Here is a 16,138-nt window from a genome sequence, read left to right on the forward strand (position 1 = left end):
GATAGTTTCGTCAGTTGAGTTGCTCGGTTTAGTTTGAGTAGTAAGTCGCTGCTAATACCCAATTTAAATGCATGACAGCTTAAGGATCTAATTCTTCCCCTTCTTCTTCTGCTTTTTCTGCTTCTCCTGCTTCTCCTCTTTCTGGTGTTGGACTTCGATGACGGTGTGTACATTCCCTCGTGGGGCAAAATCGCCTTTTATCGTTACCTCTAAAGGATCACAGGCTTCTACAAAGTCATCCAAAATCTGATTAACGGATTCTTCGTGAGAAATATAGCGATCGCGGAAACTATTGATATACAGTTTAATCGCTTTGAGTTCTACCACCCGCTCATTGGGAATGTAGCGGATATGGATGGTGGCAAAGTCAGGATAGCCAGAAAATGGGCATTTACAGGTAAACTCTGGCAACGTGATATCGATGTGGTAACGACGCCCAATTCGAGGGTTAGGGAACGTGATTAGCTGTCCTTCAGCAATGGCACGTTCACCATATTTCATCGTCGGTACATCTGAGACAGCAGAGTTCTGAGTTGGTAGATGAGTCATAAGCCGCGAAGAGGATGATTTGTTATTGGGTCACAGGTAGGGAACCTATCGCCGAAATCGCTAAAATGGGTTAAAGTCATCATCGATGGAAGGATTTGATTCCCAGTCTGGGCAATTATCACCATCCCAACCATAGGGATGCATTCCACAGACTAATAAATTTCCGCCATAGACTTGACCATGGTAATGACGACAACCGATACAAGCAGGATGTCGTTCCGGCGTCGGATCTCCGGGATAGGTAAAGCCCATGTCCGAATCCGTCGTCATATCTATCTCGTCATACTCTAAATAAATCTCAATAATGGGTTCAAAGATATCCTCTAAGCACTTATCTATTTCGGCACCAATGGTATTTTGCCACTCTTCAGCAAAGTCTTCGATGATGTCCGCGACTTCCACGACAACCTCATCGACTACATCTACCAATGATTCCAGGGATTCCAAAAAACTTTTAGACCACTCATCCATAAGGGAACGGATAGTAAAAACTTCTCCTCATTTGGCAAATCCTCGCTTAGCTAGAGATCGGGTCATGGCTAAGGGAGGTGTTTGTTTAGGATAGTACAACAATAGCTAATTGTGAGGGATTGAGTCGAATCCTTTGTGCTGATTACAACAGCCAAGCACGTTAGATTAAGCTGTCGTGTATTAAATTTGCACGTTTTCACTTAATTTAAATGGAGGGACTGATTCTCTCCCTGTTTCCAGACGTGCCATGGCACGTCTCTACATGGCTCTATTATTCACGCTTGAGCCGACGCAGTTCCTCTTGCATCGCCTGAACCTGTTGGCGCATAGCGTCAATATTCTGCTCTTCGCCAGCGGTTTGCTCCTCGTCGTCGGAAATAATTTCAATCCGGCGGGGTTCAGTTCCCGTTTTCTCAGGTTGCGGAGGTTGAGCCGATTGCTGCTGCTGTTGAGCTTGTTGCACCATATCATCAACCATCTTGCGAGCTTCTTCAGTGGTCATTTCACCACGAGCCACCAGTTCATCCGCCAGCTTTTGAGCTTGAGTTCGCAGTTCCCCGATTGTTCCCCCAGCTTTCTCACTAGCATACGAGGCTAAACCAACGCCCAGATAAAACGCTTTTTGAAACAGATTTCCCAAGTCCGCCATAATAACTGATGCTCCTTTAAGTACGCAAGAACTCTTTTCTAGGATACGAGTGACGCTGGCAAACTGCCTACTTCTATAGTGTATAGAGAAACATGGGGGGATGGGAAAGGATGCAGCTTACGCCAACAACTCATCCACAGACACGGTAAAACCCTGTAAGACTTTCTGGGTACTCACCTGTTGACCCGATGTAAACATCAACCCCTGATTTTCCGTCATCACCATCACCCAGCGACTCTCCGGAAACACCAGCCAAACTTCTTCACCCCCCGATTCTAAATACTCCTGGGCTTTGAGCAACACCGTCTCGGCTATATCCGTTGGCGAAACAATCTCAGCACATAAGGGAAAACTCTGAGGCAATGTAGCTGCATTGCCAAACTGCGCCACCAGTTCCGGGGTCAAATATGCCACATCAGGAGAACGTCCCTGCTTATTGGTGCGACAAGGCACGTCAGTATAAACCTCTCCACCTTGACCACTGGACTTTTTGTAATCGTCCCAGTAGCGACCTAGCTTCAGTTGAATTTTGCCATGTCTGAGTGTCATACCGTTTTTTTCCACCAGTTGACCATTTACCCACTCCATTTTCTCAGGAGGATTGACCATAAAGTCATCCAGTGAGAACTTGTCTGGGATAAGAGTTGCTGTTCCCATTGTTATTTCCTCGTCCTGATTACGCTTTCGAGTATTTCCCTATTCTAATTTATCCAAAAATAACAACTTTAACCTGGATGCTACGAGCCTTGAGCCGAGAACTAAAGTTCTGGCTTAAAGCTTAAACCCGTTAAAACGGGTTCAAAGATTTATTCAGCAAGCTACATTGATATTTCTGGTTTCTATTTTGGTTCTCTAATGGAACCCATGAATAAAATTGTTCCTGTTTGATTATCGCGAATCGCACAGAAAAAGGGACGATCAACCACCATCTCGAAGGGGGTTTGGGGAATAGCAGCAGAGGTTAGAACCATGCCAACAGAAGCAAGAGGAGGCGATTGAAATCGCTGCTACACAAACAAAGTCCGCCTGCGCGGACTGGGTTATAACCGGGGTAGCTAAGCCGGATTTGGTATTAACAATAGGAATCCGCTCAATTGGCTGGGGCTGCTCTATATTCTCGCCCCTAATGTCACAAAGCGATAAAACTCGGTCGGGGCGGGTTTAGTTACATCTAGGTGAGGGAAAAAAAGATATAGCAGCCCTAAATAGGTCGCAACAGATATAATAGTAATAACACATCCCTAGTAAAAAGACAAAAGATGAACATTATAGATGAATTGGCTAATTTTATCAATCAGACAAAAGAGACCAAAGAAATTAAAAGAGCCTTGGCGGTAAAAATGATTTTGGAAGGAAAATCTTATCGTGAAGTCAAAGAACTATTAAAAGTTTCTCACAGTTTTATCAGCCAATGGAAAAATCAAGCGCTTTTTCAGGGTGTAGAAAGTTTAAAGCTTCAATATAAAGGTAGAGCAGGTTACTTAAAATCTGAAGAAAAAGAGCAAACAATTCAGTGGTTGAGAGAACAAGATTATCTAAGATTATCAGACTTGCAGAAGTATTTGCAGGAGCAATATAATGTAGTTTTTGAGTCCAATCAAAGTTATTATAGCTTATTTAAAGAGGCTCAAGTGAGTTGGAAAAAGACTCAAAAAAAGAATCCGGCTAAAAATGATGAATTAGTCAAAGCTAAAAAAAAAGAAATAGAGGCAAGGCTAGAAAAATGGAAACCGGAAATAGAAGCTGGAAGCCGGACGGTGCTTATGCTTGACGAATGTCATCTGCTGTGGGGTGATTTGTTAGGTTATGCGTGGGGAAGAACAGATGCAAGAATAGAAGTCCCTCTCAAAAATGAAAAAGAAAGACAGACTTATTATGGGGCTTTAGATTATCAAACCAAAGAGTTTATAGTCAAAGAATATAAAAGTGGAAACAGCGAAAATACAATCGATTTCATCGAATATTTACAAAGGAAACGACCCGGAAAAAAATTATCGATATTTTGGGATGGTGCAACTTACCATGATTCCAAGCAGTTTCGAGAATACTTAAAGACAATTAATCAAGATTTATCAGAGGAAGACTGGTTGATAAGTTGTACGAAATTTGCTCCGAACGCTCCCGAACAAAATCCAGTCGAAGATATTTGGTTGCAAGTTAAAACTTTCATTAGACAATTTTATCATCTTTGCAGCTCTTTTAAAATAGTTAAGTGGTTATTTAAGTTTTTTGCTGATGGTCAAATATTCGATTTTCCCAAAATATTTCAGTATGGAAAATTGCCACAATCTATTTAGGATTGCTATAGTTGTGAAACCCGCCCCTACAGATGCGCTATGCCTATCTAGCAATAGCGTTGGGCTAAAACTTTATCTGTCCGGTACTGTCCACCAGGCTAAGGCGTAAGGTTGAGAGTCTTCATTCTCCTGTTGACGATATTGAACCCGGATTTTATAGCGACCTGAAACCGGAACGGGACAGAATATATGTTCCACACTATCCACTTCACTTACAGAAGCACAGGCACTTTTGCTGGTATCATTTTCATCAAGAGGTATCAGGTAAAGGTCGAGATTATTCAAACCGCGATCGCGAAAACTTTCGCCAACATCATACACCTCATTTCCATTCTCATCGTTTAACTCAACGAAACGATCCCACGCCAGTGTCAGCGCCACATAACTATCTGCCTTTAAAGGTTTTTCTAAGACATAATCCTGAAACGATTTAGTCTTAACTGAACTATAATCCCAACCCACAGGCGGTACAGCTTCCGTTGCTCCCCACTGACCGGGACTAAATTGTTGATAGGCGCGGAAAACATTGAGATGTCCTGTCCCCATTTGCATATCTATGGGAATTTTGGCATCAAGATAAGCATCCGATTCTAACCAGGTGTAATTATCTTTGCTCAATAGGGTGCGGCTCATCCCCAGATGCAACCCATCCCCCTCGTCTTGGATTTTGTCAGCGGAGTTTAGTAACACCGCTTTCATCACTTCATGGCGTCTTGAATCGGTGGTCCATTGGGGTTGATTGGCGTTGAGTTGGCGATCGCCAAATTCTTGAATTAGGGCGACTGAGGCGGTAATATGAGGCGCGGCGAAACTTGTCCCACTCACTTCGACAATTTTTCCATCCAGGTCGTAGACTAAAATACGACTTCCTGGTGCGACTAAATTAATCGCACGGCGAGTTCCCTGATTAATTTCCCGTTGAATTAAACGCCGACCAATTCCCTCTGGCAGATCACTTAAGTTGGCAAAGTCTACCTTGGCAAATTGTCCTTGCCTTTGGGTGGTATAGGCAGTGGTAATCCCGTTATAGTGATCGGTGGGAATGGGAATGCCACCTTTGCCTTGGTTTCCGGCAATTACGTAGAGAACATCATGAGTCCGAGCTGACCAATCAATACATTTTGTTAACAGGGCATTGCCATCGAGCGCCGCTTGTGATCCTCTGGCATCCCGTTGCAGGGATTCACCAAAACTGAAGTTAATTGCCCGCACATCACCACTATTTTGCAAGGCAACGTGTTGGGACGACAGGCATTCTTCCGGCTGTCCACTGCGGATGGGGGAACCGACAGCCGAGGCGTAGAGTCTCGCACCGGGAGCAACGCCGGGTAAGGTTTTATCCTTACTCACCATGACACCCGCCACCATTGCTGCATGGGTATCCACATCCGTATCGGCTTTCGCGGGTCGATCCCGATAAAAAACCCGCTCAAGTGCGATCGCGGGATTCCAAGATACAGCTTTATCGACGCCAAATAAGCCCGGTCTCCCGATTTCCACCTGACCAATGGCGATTTTATCACCTCTCAAGTGGTAGGGGGAAGCATGGAGTCGCAATGCATCAATTCCAGCTTCTCCAATCGAGATCGGTGACGCTAAGATTGGGGTGGTCAGGGTAGAGAGTCCTACACCTCCAATCATCCATCCCAGTTTTTTGATCAGCGACCGCATAGCCAAGGCAGGTTCTCCTAACTTTAAATATAGTTTTGTCGGGGTGGGTTTAGCCACTTCGTATTGCTACTAATGATAACGTTTATGCCAAACCCTCCCTTGCCGAGTTTAGAGTTGCAGCGTGGGAGTGGTTCTTATCCGGATTGATACCATTGATGAGGGTGGCTGGGAGACCAGATTTGTCTATGCAGTCAATTATGTCACCGTTTGTTAGGGGATTGCTAAAGACTTTGTTAAGATAAAATCTAACAGAGGACTTAGGAGACTATCACCAGTTATGACCCAAACGCAATCCCAAAAACCCATCGTCGTTGCCCCCTCCATTTTATCCGCAGATTTTAGCCGACTGGGGGAACAAGTACAGGCAGTGGATGCTGCTGGTGCTGACTGGATTCACGTTGATGTGATGGATGGGCGGTTTGTCCCCAATATTACAATCGGTCCTCTAATTGTCAAAGCGTTGCGCCCGGTTACCGAAAAGCCTCTTGATGTCCACTTGATGATTGTGGAACCGGAAAAGTATGTCGAGGATTTTGCCGAAGCTGGGGCGGATATTATTTCGGTTCATGCGGAACATAACGCTTCCCCCCATTTGCACCGCACCCTGACTCAGATTCAAGAATTGGGTAAGCAAGCGGGTGTGGTTCTCAATCCCTCCACCCCGTTAGAGTTGATTGACTATGTGTTAGATGTCTGCGACTTGGTGTTGATTATGAGTGTCAACCCCGGTTTTGGCGGTCAAAGCTTCATTCCTGGCGTACTTCCCAAAATTCGCAAGTTGCGTCAGATCTGCGATGAACGCGGACTCGATCCCTGGATTGAAGTGGATGGTGGACTCAAAGCCGACAACACCTGGCAAGTTTTGGAAGCAGGCGCAAACGCGATCGTTTCTGGTTCTGGTGTGTTTAAGCAGGATGATTACGCGAAAGCGATTACCGGAATTCGCAATAGCAAGCGTCCCGAACCGGAATTAGCCACAGTTTAATCAGAACAGATTAGGTGGAATGGTCTCATTCATTCCCCTGTTTGATGTCAACTTAAGCTGAAAGCCAGAAAAACTCATATCTTGCACCAGTCTCACCAACCGCCTTGGGTTTAACCCAAGGAACCCAAGCGAAAGTCAAAATCGAGTTGACTGGATAAGAATTGTAGTCGTCTTTAGACGACTTGTGCTTTTAGCCAAGAACTTGAGTTCTTGGCGGGTGTCAAGGCTTACTGACTCTCGGTGCAAGATATCAGAACAACCGATTTGTCGGGGTGGGTTTTACCGATAAGGTTTAGCAACAACCGATAACGTAACTAACCCGCCCTGGTTGGGTTCATTTCTTAAACGCTTTTTCCCGATCAGCCATGGAAGCAATAACCTTGCATGTTCCCACCACGGTAACTCTAACCGATGAACAATTCTATCAGTTGTGCATAGCAAATGAAGAACATCGGATGGAACTAACGGCTGAAGGGGACTTGATTATTATGCCGCCAACGGGTGGAGAAAGTGGGATTAGAAATTCGGATTTAAATGCTGATTTGGTCATCTGGAACCGCCAGACTCGACTCGGTTATGTGTTTGATTCCTCGACTATTTTTAAATTACCCAATGGTGCTAAACGATCGCCTGATGTTTCTTGGGTGATTCGAGAACGATGGGAAGCGTTATCTGCGGAAGATAGACGGCGATTTCCACCGCTGTGTCCAGACTTTGTTATTGAGTTACGTTCTGAAACGGATAGTCTACCTCCTCTACAACGCAAAATGGAGGAGTACCTTGCTAATGGTTTACGCCTAGGTTGGTTACTTGATCCCCAAACGCCTTTAGCAGAAATTTACCGTCCTGATCGAGAGGTGGAAACGTTGAATTTCTCCACTCAACAAATTTCTCCCAGTTTATCTGGGGAATTGGTACTTCCCGAATTTATTCTTGATTTGACTTCTATTTTCCATTTTGAGTAAATCGATTTGAGTAATCGTACCAACTCCTAATGACGAATGACAAATGACAAATGACAAATGACAAATGACAAATGACAAATGTACCAAGTCCCTTATGGAAAAACCGATATAGACTTTGAGTTACCGCCAGAGATGCGGGGGACATTAGCGGTGTCTGAATCCGTCCCACCTCTGAGGGATGTTAAGAGTGCGATCGCGAAAACTCTCTCAACCCCGATCAATTCCCCACCCTTGGACAAATTAGCACATCCAGGCGATCGCGTTTGTATTGTGTTTACGGATATTACTCGCGATAGTCCTGATCAGGTATTGATTCCACCGATATTACAACAATTGAAAAAAGCGGGGGTACGGGACCAAGATATTACCCTATTGTGTGGGATTGGAATGCATCGCCCTAGCACCATGGCGGAAAAGGTGACAAAGTTAGGACAAGCGGTGGTTGATCGGTATCGAGTGATTGACCATGAACCGCAAAACCCGGATCAGTTAGTAGATTTAGGCGTAATTAATGGTATCCCTTTATCGGTTAATAAAATAGCATACCATGCTGATATCCTCATCGCGACTGGAATTGTCGAACCTCATCAATATGCTGGCTATTCCGGTGGGTGTAAAACCGTTGCTGTAGGGGCGGCGGGAGAACCTTTAATTGCCTATAGTCATGGTCCTAAATTTATCGATCATCCCAATTGTCGCCTGGGTAAACTGGAGGGAAATCCGTTTCAGCATGCGGTGACAGAGGCGGCGATGCGGGCGGGATTAGGGTTTATTATTAATGTGGTTCTTGATGATCAAAAACAAATTGTTTCGGTATTAGCAGGAGAACCCATAGAAACCCATAAACAACTGGTCGAACAAGCAAAAAACTTTAATCAAGTCTCGATTTCTCAACAGTACGATGTGGTAATTGGCGGGGTTGGGTTTCCCAAAGATGCTAACCTCTATCAAGCCAGTCGTGCAGCGAGTTATCTGTTTTTCGCCCCGACTCCGGTTGTGCATCCAGGCGGTTATTTGATTATCCCCGCCCAATGTCCAGAAGGCGTAGGTGAAGGAGTAGGAGAACAGCGTTTTCTAGCAGCGATGCGAGATATTCCTTCTGTACAACAAATTCTACAGGAAGGACGTCAACATGGATATCCACCAGGTCAACAACGGGCGTTTGTTATGGCAAAGGTTTTAGAACAAAATTCGGTGATTATTGTTGGAAGTGACTATCCAGAGGTTGTGGAGGCGTGTAAAATGTTGCCTGCGGCGACAATGGATGAGGCTTTAGCAATAGTGGCTGCTGACTTAGGCAAGGAGTTAGAGGTATTAGTTGTTCCTCATGCTTTGTTGACATTACCTGTAATCAGTCATCAGTGATTTATCTCAATAGAGCATGAAATAAATTGTAGGTTGGGTTTCGACTTCGCTCAACGCAACAAATATTATAGGGCTAAGGTTCCCTGACTACAAACTCAAGGACAAGGTAATCCATTGGGCGTGTCTAGGGTAATCGTCCCGGATTGGGTCGCATCAAGGATATTTTGGGTTTCACTCAAAATTTCAAATATACTTAATGGTTGTGGATCTTGTGAATTTGGTGGATCTTGGATTAAACTGAAACCCGTATTGCTATTATTATCACTTAAGTTTAAGCAGAATGCAGAATCATTATCAGTTGTCACTTTCACGCCAACAAAGTTGTTAGGAGTGGTGAATGTGTTCTCTAAAACATTTGCGAAAACTTTGGTTTCATCAAATAACTGAAACTCAATACCTTGCTGATTATTATTTTCGATCGTATTATTTTTCAAGGTTGCGTCTTGTATTTGTGCCGTGGAACTTGGAATTAATTGCACATCTAATAAACCAAGGCGAATGTCGATTCCTTCATCACCATTATTCCTAATTTTATTTTCCGAAATCGTCAGATTTTCGATGATTGTACCACCTTCAATACCAAGACCAATACCATCACCTCTGATTGGACTAGTGCCGCCATTATTTTCTATTGTATTTGCCTCAATTGTCAAATTAACTGTAGGATTTCCAACAATTAGGGGATTGTCTAAAGCAATACCTAAACCGATCAGGATCGCATCTTCAAAGTTATCATAAAGTTCATTTCCTGCAATAGTTATATTGACAGAACCCGTGCTATTATTGATTAGAATACCTTGACCACTTGGCAATGTATCAATAGTTACTCCAGGTAATAATTGTACTGTGTCAGCAGCCAAACCATCTGTTCCAGTAATGTTGTTCGCTATAATCTCAACGGTTCCCGTAACATTTTCAAGCAGAATTCCCCGACCTGTCGGAAAATCAAAATTAATGGTAGCGTCAGGGTTCTTAACAGGAATTGTATTAAGAATAGTGTTATTCTCGATAGTTACTTCTCCATCCGTATCTGCTAAGTAAATTCCTTCATTAGTTGCCCCTTCAATGCGGTTATTTGCCAGGGTAACATTACTGAGAGTGCTTCCAGAAATGCCACTATCCTCAGTATTCCGAATCTCAAATCCAGAAATAGCGATCGCACCCGTAGAATTAGAGAGTTCAATTCCTTGATTTGCCTGAGTAATCTGGCTTCCTTCATTGGCGGCTATATTCACTGTTCCTGTGACATTGCCAACGGATATGCCGTTAATTCCATCAACTGGATCAGTAATTGTGATCGTGCTATTGCTAATATCAACTGTACCACTAATCCCGTTAATAGAGATACCGTTTGTTGATGAGTTGATACTGGTAAGGGTGCTATCTGAAAGTGTGGCATTATTAATAGTAGTCCCGACTAATGCGGCACCATTAGTGCTGTTTACCTCCAATCCCGATAAATTGATTTCTCCCAGACTTTCAGCGAGTAAGATTCCAGCTTTAGCAGTGGTTGTTGTAATTTGACTTCCTGGATTGGCTGAAATTGTCGCGGTTCCCTGGATATTCGTGGCGAGGATACCGTTACTGGCGGGATTTTCAATCGTGATTGTGCTATCGCTAATCTCGAAATCACCGTTAACTGTCTCCAGAGAAATCCCTTCTGTTGCTGAATTGGTACTGGTGAGAGTGCTGGAAGCGATCGCGCTATTATTAATATTCCTTACTTCCACAACCGCACCCTCTGTACTCTCCACAGTTATACCCGATAAATTTATCTCTCCTGTACTTTCAGTGAGGGAAATTCCGGCTTGATTTCCCTCTGTCGTAATCAGACTTCCTGGATTGGCTGAAATTGTCGCGGTTCCCTCGATAGCTGTGGCTAGGATACCGTTCCTGGTGGGATTTTCTATCGTGATTGTACTGTCGCTGATGTCGAAATTACCGCTAACTGTGTCTAGAGAAATACCTTCTGTAGCTGAATTGGTACTGGTGAGAGTGCTGTTCGCGATCGCGCTATTATTAATATTCCTTACTTCCACAACCGCACCCTCTGTACTCTCCACAGTTATACCCGATAAATTTATCTCTCCTGTACTTTCAGTGAGGGAAATTCCGGCTTGATTTCCCTCTGTCGTAATCAGACTTCCTGGATTGGCTGAAATTGTCGCGGTTCCCTGGATATTCGTGGCGAGGATACCGTTACTCGTGGGATTTTCTATCGTGATTGTACTGTCACTGATGTCGAAATTGCCGCTAACTGTGTCTAGATAAATCCCTTCTGTAGCCGAATTGGTACTGGTGAGAGTGCTAGAAGCGATCGCGCTATTATTAATATTCCTTACTTCCACAACCGCACCGCCTGTACTCTCCACGGTTATACCCGATAAATTTATCTCTCCTTGACTTTCATTTAGAGAAATTCCGGCTTGATTTCCCTCTGTCGTAATCAGACTTCCTGGATTGGCTGAAATTGTCGCGGTTCCCTCGATAGCTGTGGCTAGGATACCATTACTGGTGGGATTTGTAATCGTAATTGTGCTATCACTGATGTCGAAATTCCCGCTAACTGCGTCTATAGAAATCCCTTCTGTAGCCGAATTTGTACTGGAGAGAGTGCTGTTCGCGATCGCAACATCATTAACCGATGTAACACTTAAGCTAGGAACGCCATTTCCCGTGATCGCACTATTGGTAAATGAAATCAAACCGCCCGTATTTTCCAGTAATACCCCAGCTTGACTGGAACTGGTAATCATACTGTCTCGAACTTCCCCATTTTGAATACCCCTGGCGACAATTCCTGGATTGGTTACTCCAGTTATTGTAAATCCGGATAACACCGTATTATTTCCCAACGTTACTGTATCCATAACCTGAGGAAAAACGCCAGCACCGGATAACGGAAGTTGTACGCGCTCAAATTCCACTGTATCCAATTGCTGAATTGGTGCTGTGGACAAAACCTGCACCTGATCAGGAATCGTGAAAGCCGGAATACCAGGATTCGTTCCCGCTTGTACATAAACAATATCATTCCCATCCGATCGCGTCGCGGCTAGGGCTGAATCGACTGTTCCAAACGGTGTTTCAACGGTACCATTTCCGCCACTTGCGCCTAAATTAACGTGCTGAAAGATATACGGTTCACTGGTTTGAGGATTCGTTGCGGCGGTAGTAATATCTTCGCTGAAGAAATCTGATTCTGTTTGACTATCAACCGTGATACTAGAAATCCGTTCCACGCCATCCCCTAAACGGGATAAAATACTAGCATTCCCTGAAGAACGAGTTTTGCCAAAAATCGCCCCCACACTAACAATTACATTAGTGCCAAATATCTGATCCTCTTGCAGCGCTACACCAAAATTTAAACTATCCGTAGGTTGCACTTCCAATCGCATCCGCCAACCCAAACTGGAATCACTCCCTGTAGCGTCATAATAATAAAGTCCACCATACCCTCGTAATCCTCCCCCTTCACCCCATTGCGCCAATCTTGCACCAACTTCCAGATCAAACCCCGTCATGGCGGCTTCAAAGTGGCGCACTTGTCCCCGTTGTCGTTTTCCCTGAATCACTAAAAAATGGTCAGAAAAGAAACGATCTGTCAGTTGAAATCCGGTATCAAATGCTGTTTCATCCACTAAATCGCGAGTATCACCCAGAGGAAAATAACCATTGAGGCGCACATCCCAAACCTCTCCCAATGTTTCTACCCCCACACCGAGTTGATGGAATGTACTATTTCCCGTATCCCGACGATCAAAACCTAAGTAACCGCCAAAAATTCGATTCAGGGACTGATTATAAAAGCGGTGTCCAAATAAGAGATTACCACCGACATTCGCACTATTATCTAACTGCAATCGTCCCTCTAAAAACGTCAGCGTACTACCGGGATTTTGTAGGAGTGGGAGAAAACTGTCCAAGCGGGTAAAACCATCGTATCCCGCACCGGACGTACTGTAACCAATTCCCCAGCGAGGTTTAATTTGTAGCGTTGTTAAATCTGGAGTGGTAGACGGGGGAGAATCTGGCGTCTGCGCTTGAAGTGGACTCCCCAAGGAGGGGTGAGATTCAGGAACAGCATCGGCTTTTGGGAGTGATGGAATCTCCGTTTGGGCTATAGCCGCAGGAATCAAGAGAGGGGTGAAACAGAAGCTAGTCCAGAGTAATCTAACCAAGCTGTTCATACACGCGATCGCCAATGGATTTTTTTTACCTTAACTGATACTCAACAGAAGCACCCCCAATTCCTGACAATGGAATACTGTTTTAAACTAAATTTAGTTTAGTTCTTATGTACTATAGAAAAGGTCAAGCTTGACTCAGGATTAACGGATTTCAACGCCCTAATTTATTCGCAATCCCATCGCACCCTCCTGGAATCGTTCGGCGAGACTGTTCACCGCACCAGGAACAGCAGTATTGACGTTGTTCCTCGCCTAACCGTTGTACCCCAGTAAAATTCGCGCCCTCAACCACGGCGCCCGTGTGAATTCCAGTGCGATAATCAGGCAGTTCAGAACGACTGCGGGGACTGGCGGTTTCCACTGATCCATAGAACAAGCGCACACCCTTAAGATCAGAGTTGGACAAATTCGTTTTATAGAGAATCGTGCGAGACAAATTCGCTCCGGCTAAGTCACAATTGCTTAGATCCGCTTGCACCATATTAGCTTCACTTAATTCCGCCCAGCGTAGATCCGTACCTGCCACATCCGCCCCGGCTAACATAACATTTAGAGCAATAACTCGCACGCCATAAACCCGATCTTCTTGATACCCGCCATAACCATCTAGCATAGGACGTCCTAAATGGCGATCGCGTTTTAAGGGTGTGAGTAATCTGGATTGAGACAAAAACCGTAAAACTTTCGCTTTACCACCAGCGTCTACACTATTGAGAATAGCGGCGGTTCGTCCTTCACAAAACGCCCGTTCTTGGGGCCAATCCTCTAGCAATCCTTCATCGTCTAAAGCCAGGTCACAAATACCCTGAAAATAGGCATCAATGGTTTGCTGCTGGGTAATTGTATTTTGCTGGATCGTGAGATCTTTAGAAATAACATACTGACGCCAAGCGATATAGACAGCGAGAATAGCAATCAGAATTTGCCCTAACGCACCAATCCATTCCGCTAAAGAACCCACCGAATCAAACGCTTTGGTGAATCCGGTTAACGCCGCAATCCCAACGATTGCCAGGATCACACCACAAACTGCAATAACTTGCGATCGCTGCTGGGGAGAGAGAGATTGCTGCAACCATTGTTGTAAGGGTGACCAAATCGCCGACACAGAGAGGAGTAACGTGACAATGACCCCGGCGAGAATCACCCAGTTGTTATCCAGAACTAAGCCAACAATCAAAACCGCGATCGCACTGAGGATGATAATCGAAGGATCAGCCAATGCTTTACGATTAGTATTCTGTCGATCAGAGAATTGAGTCGGGGACACCGCCGACACCTGATCAGAAGCCTGGGATGAGATTGGCTCAGGATTAGGGTGGGTTGACTGGATGGCTGGATTAGACGGAGAAGGATCAGACGGGTTGGTCATAGTTTGCCAGTGCAGCAGTGGAAGCAGATACAAAAGATTTTAACGACACTTAATTTTGTACAATCAGGTGAATAGCGATCGCCTGATCGGGTAGGGACAAATTATGATAATTTGAGTATTTATCAGAAATTGTCTCCATTTGTCCTGTCCACCCTACATCTACTGGGACATTGACTATAAACAAGACGCGCCTATCCTATCGGAAACAGAATGTTTGACTTGGAGTAAACCGCCGTGACCCCAGCTACAGCCTCTACATTAGTAAGCGAAGACCAAGCCTTATCCTTGGTTGATTCCGTGATTCAGCAATCCCAAGCTGAAGGCGTGTTCGTCAGCGTGAGTTCCAGTGAATCTGCTCTCAGCCGCTTCTCAGAAAATCAAATTAGCCAGAATATTAACCGCCATAAATTTACTCTCACCGTTACCAGTTATTTCGGTAAACGCAGCGCATCGGCTTCCACCACAGAATTTTTACCCGATGCAATTACCGATACCATCCAGCGATCCGAAGAATTAGCTCGGATTGCACCCGAAGATCCAGAGTGGGTTCCCTTGCTTGAACCCCAAGTCTATGAGTCGCGTGTTCCTGCCTTTGACGACGCCACAGCCACTTTATCACCCTTAGCACGCGGAGAAATGGTACAACAAATCTGTGCTAAGAGTGCTAAAGCTGGAGTGGAAGGTTCTGGACGATTGAGTACTCAAGCCTTTGCTCAAGCCGTGGGGAACTCCCAGGGATTACGCGCCTGCGATCGCGGTACAGAGGCGGAGTTAAGTTTTACGGCTCGAATTGAGGATGGATCGAGTTGGAGTCAGCGTACAGCCTTTGCTATTACTCAGTTACCCCTGGATTCCCTGATAGAACCCCTGATTGAGCGGGCATTTGCCGCCCGTAATCCCCGTGAAATTCAACCGGGTGTTTACCCTGTCATCTTTAATAATCCGGCGTTTGCGGATTTACTCCCCTGGGTGATTTTCAATTTAAATGCCCGATCCGCCGATGAAGGGCGATCGTTTATGTCTCGCACCGATGACACAGGTCAACCTGTGGGTAATCGCGTTGGCGAATCCCTATTTAGTCCCTTGGTACAAGTGCAACGCCATCCTGCTCATCCATTGTTGCAGAGAGGAACCTGCTTTAGTGATGGATTGAGCAATCACTACCTGGAGATTATTCAGGATGGAGTGCCTCAAACCTTATCCTATAGTCGCTACTGGGCGAAACAGCAGAGAAAAGAACCCACAGGATCATTGTTTCCCATCGTTATGTCTGGATCTGAGCAAAGCCTGAGCGATTTGATTGCTCAAACGGAACGGGGAATCTTGGTTAATCGCGCTTGGTATGTGCGCTATGTCAATCCACGTACCTTAGAGGTGACAGGAATGACCCGTGATGGTACATTCTGGATTGAAGACGGGAAAATTGCTTATCCGATTAAAAATCTGCGATTTAACCAAAGTTTGCCCGATATGTTACGGGATATTGATGCTCTGAGTACGGTACAGCGTTTCGGGGGTCGGGTGATACCAGGGGTACGAGTTAAGGCGTTTAATTTCAGCAGCGTCACAGATAGCGTTTAAACAGTAGGGTGGGCATTGCCCACCTTATCTACGGTTCGGA

12 protein-coding genes and 1 pseudogene are annotated in these 16,138 nt (G+C 44.9%); 5 read left to right on the plus strand and 8 right to left on the minus strand.

Annotation, left to right across the window (positions count from 1 at the left end; genetic code table 11):
- Window positions 1-87 precede the first annotated feature (87 nt).
- The 5 genes and pseudogenes from queF to MC7420_RS36820 form a co-directional block, all read right to left on the minus strand.
- Window positions 88-549: a preQ(1) synthase gene (gene queF / locus MC7420_RS11825; protein WP_006100434.1), complete on the minus strand. Its 462-nt coding sequence runs from the start codon at window positions 547-549 to the stop codon at window positions 88-90.
- 60 nt (window positions 550-609) lie between these two features.
- Complete coding sequence (locus MC7420_RS11830) at window positions 610-1,020, minus strand: hypothetical protein (RefSeq protein ID WP_006100404.1); 411 nt, start codon at window positions 1,018-1,020, stop codon at window positions 610-612.
- A 271-nt stretch (window positions 1,021-1,291) separates the two neighbouring features.
- Complete coding sequence (locus tag MC7420_RS11835; RefSeq protein WP_006100606.1) at window positions 1,292-1,669, minus strand: phasin family protein; 378 nt, start codon at window positions 1,667-1,669, stop codon at window positions 1,292-1,294.
- Window positions 1,670-1,786: 117 nt separating this feature from the next.
- Complete coding sequence (locus tag MC7420_RS11840) at window positions 1,787-2,326, minus strand: Uma2 family endonuclease (protein WP_006100374.1); 540 nt, start codon at window positions 2,324-2,326, stop codon at window positions 1,787-1,789.
- Between the two features lie 182 nt (window positions 2,327-2,508).
- A pseudogene (locus MC7420_RS36820) lies at window positions 2,509-2,637 on the minus strand (serpin family protein); the annotation flags it as partial.
- Window positions 2,638-2,928: 291 nt separating this feature from the next.
- Here MC7420_RS36820 and MC7420_RS11845 point away from each other — a divergent pair.
- Window positions 2,929-3,966, plus strand: a complete 1,038-nt coding sequence (locus MC7420_RS11845) for an IS630 family transposase (RefSeq protein ID WP_006100142.1) — start codon at window positions 2,929-2,931, stop codon at window positions 3,964-3,966.
- Between the two features lie 72 nt (window positions 3,967-4,038).
- Here MC7420_RS11845 and MC7420_RS11850 read toward each other — a convergent pair whose 3' ends face one another.
- Complete coding sequence (locus MC7420_RS11850; protein ID WP_390435284.1) at window positions 4,039-5,607, minus strand: S8 family serine peptidase; 1,569 nt, start codon at window positions 5,605-5,607, stop codon at window positions 4,039-4,041.
- A gap of 307 nt (window positions 5,608-5,914) precedes the next feature.
- On the opposite strand from MC7420_RS11850, the gene rpe reads away from it, so the two are divergent.
- The 3 genes from rpe (at window position 5,915) to larA (ending at window position 8,952) form a co-directional block, all read left to right on the plus strand.
- Window positions 5,915-6,622 (plus strand): ribulose-phosphate 3-epimerase, encoded by a 708-nt coding sequence (gene rpe, locus MC7420_RS11855; RefSeq protein ID WP_006100561.1) that lies wholly within the window; start codon window positions 5,915-5,917, stop codon window positions 6,620-6,622.
- A 365-nt stretch (window positions 6,623-6,987) separates the two neighbouring features.
- Window positions 6,988-7,587 (plus strand): Uma2 family endonuclease, encoded by a 600-nt coding sequence (locus tag MC7420_RS11860; protein ID WP_044206667.1) that lies wholly within the window; start codon window positions 6,988-6,990, stop codon window positions 7,585-7,587.
- A 78-nt stretch (window positions 7,588-7,665) separates the two neighbouring features.
- The gene (larA, locus tag MC7420_RS11865; protein WP_006100723.1) at window positions 7,666-8,952 is read left to right on the plus strand and encodes a nickel-dependent lactate racemase; all 1,287 of its coding nucleotides are present in this window, start codon (window positions 7,666-7,668) and stop codon (window positions 8,950-8,952) included.
- A 95-nt stretch (window positions 8,953-9,047) separates the two neighbouring features.
- Here larA and MC7420_RS11870 read toward each other — a convergent pair whose 3' ends face one another.
- The gene (locus MC7420_RS11870; RefSeq protein ID WP_044206669.1) at window positions 9,048-13,145 is read right to left on the minus strand and encodes an inverse autotransporter beta-barrel domain-containing protein; all 4,098 of its coding nucleotides are present in this window, start codon (window positions 13,143-13,145) and stop codon (window positions 9,048-9,050) included.
- Window positions 13,146-13,296: 151 nt separating this feature from the next.
- A complete protein-coding gene (locus MC7420_RS11875) occupies window positions 13,297-14,517 on the minus strand; it encodes a pentapeptide repeat-containing protein (protein ID WP_044206673.1) in 1,221 nt (406 codons plus the stop codon).
- 234 nt (window positions 14,518-14,751) lie between these two features.
- On the opposite strand from MC7420_RS11875, the gene MC7420_RS11880 reads away from it, so the two are divergent.
- Complete coding sequence (locus MC7420_RS11880) at window positions 14,752-16,098, plus strand: TldD/PmbA family protein (RefSeq protein WP_006100595.1); 1,347 nt, start codon at window positions 14,752-14,754, stop codon at window positions 16,096-16,098.
- Window positions 16,099-16,138 lie beyond the last annotated feature (40 nt).

This window comes from Coleofasciculus chthonoplastes PCC 7420, assembly GCF_000155555.1.
In the GTDB taxonomy this organism is placed as follows: domain Bacteria; phylum Cyanobacteriota; class Cyanobacteriia; order Cyanobacteriales; family Coleofasciculaceae; genus Coleofasciculus; species Coleofasciculus chthonoplastes_A.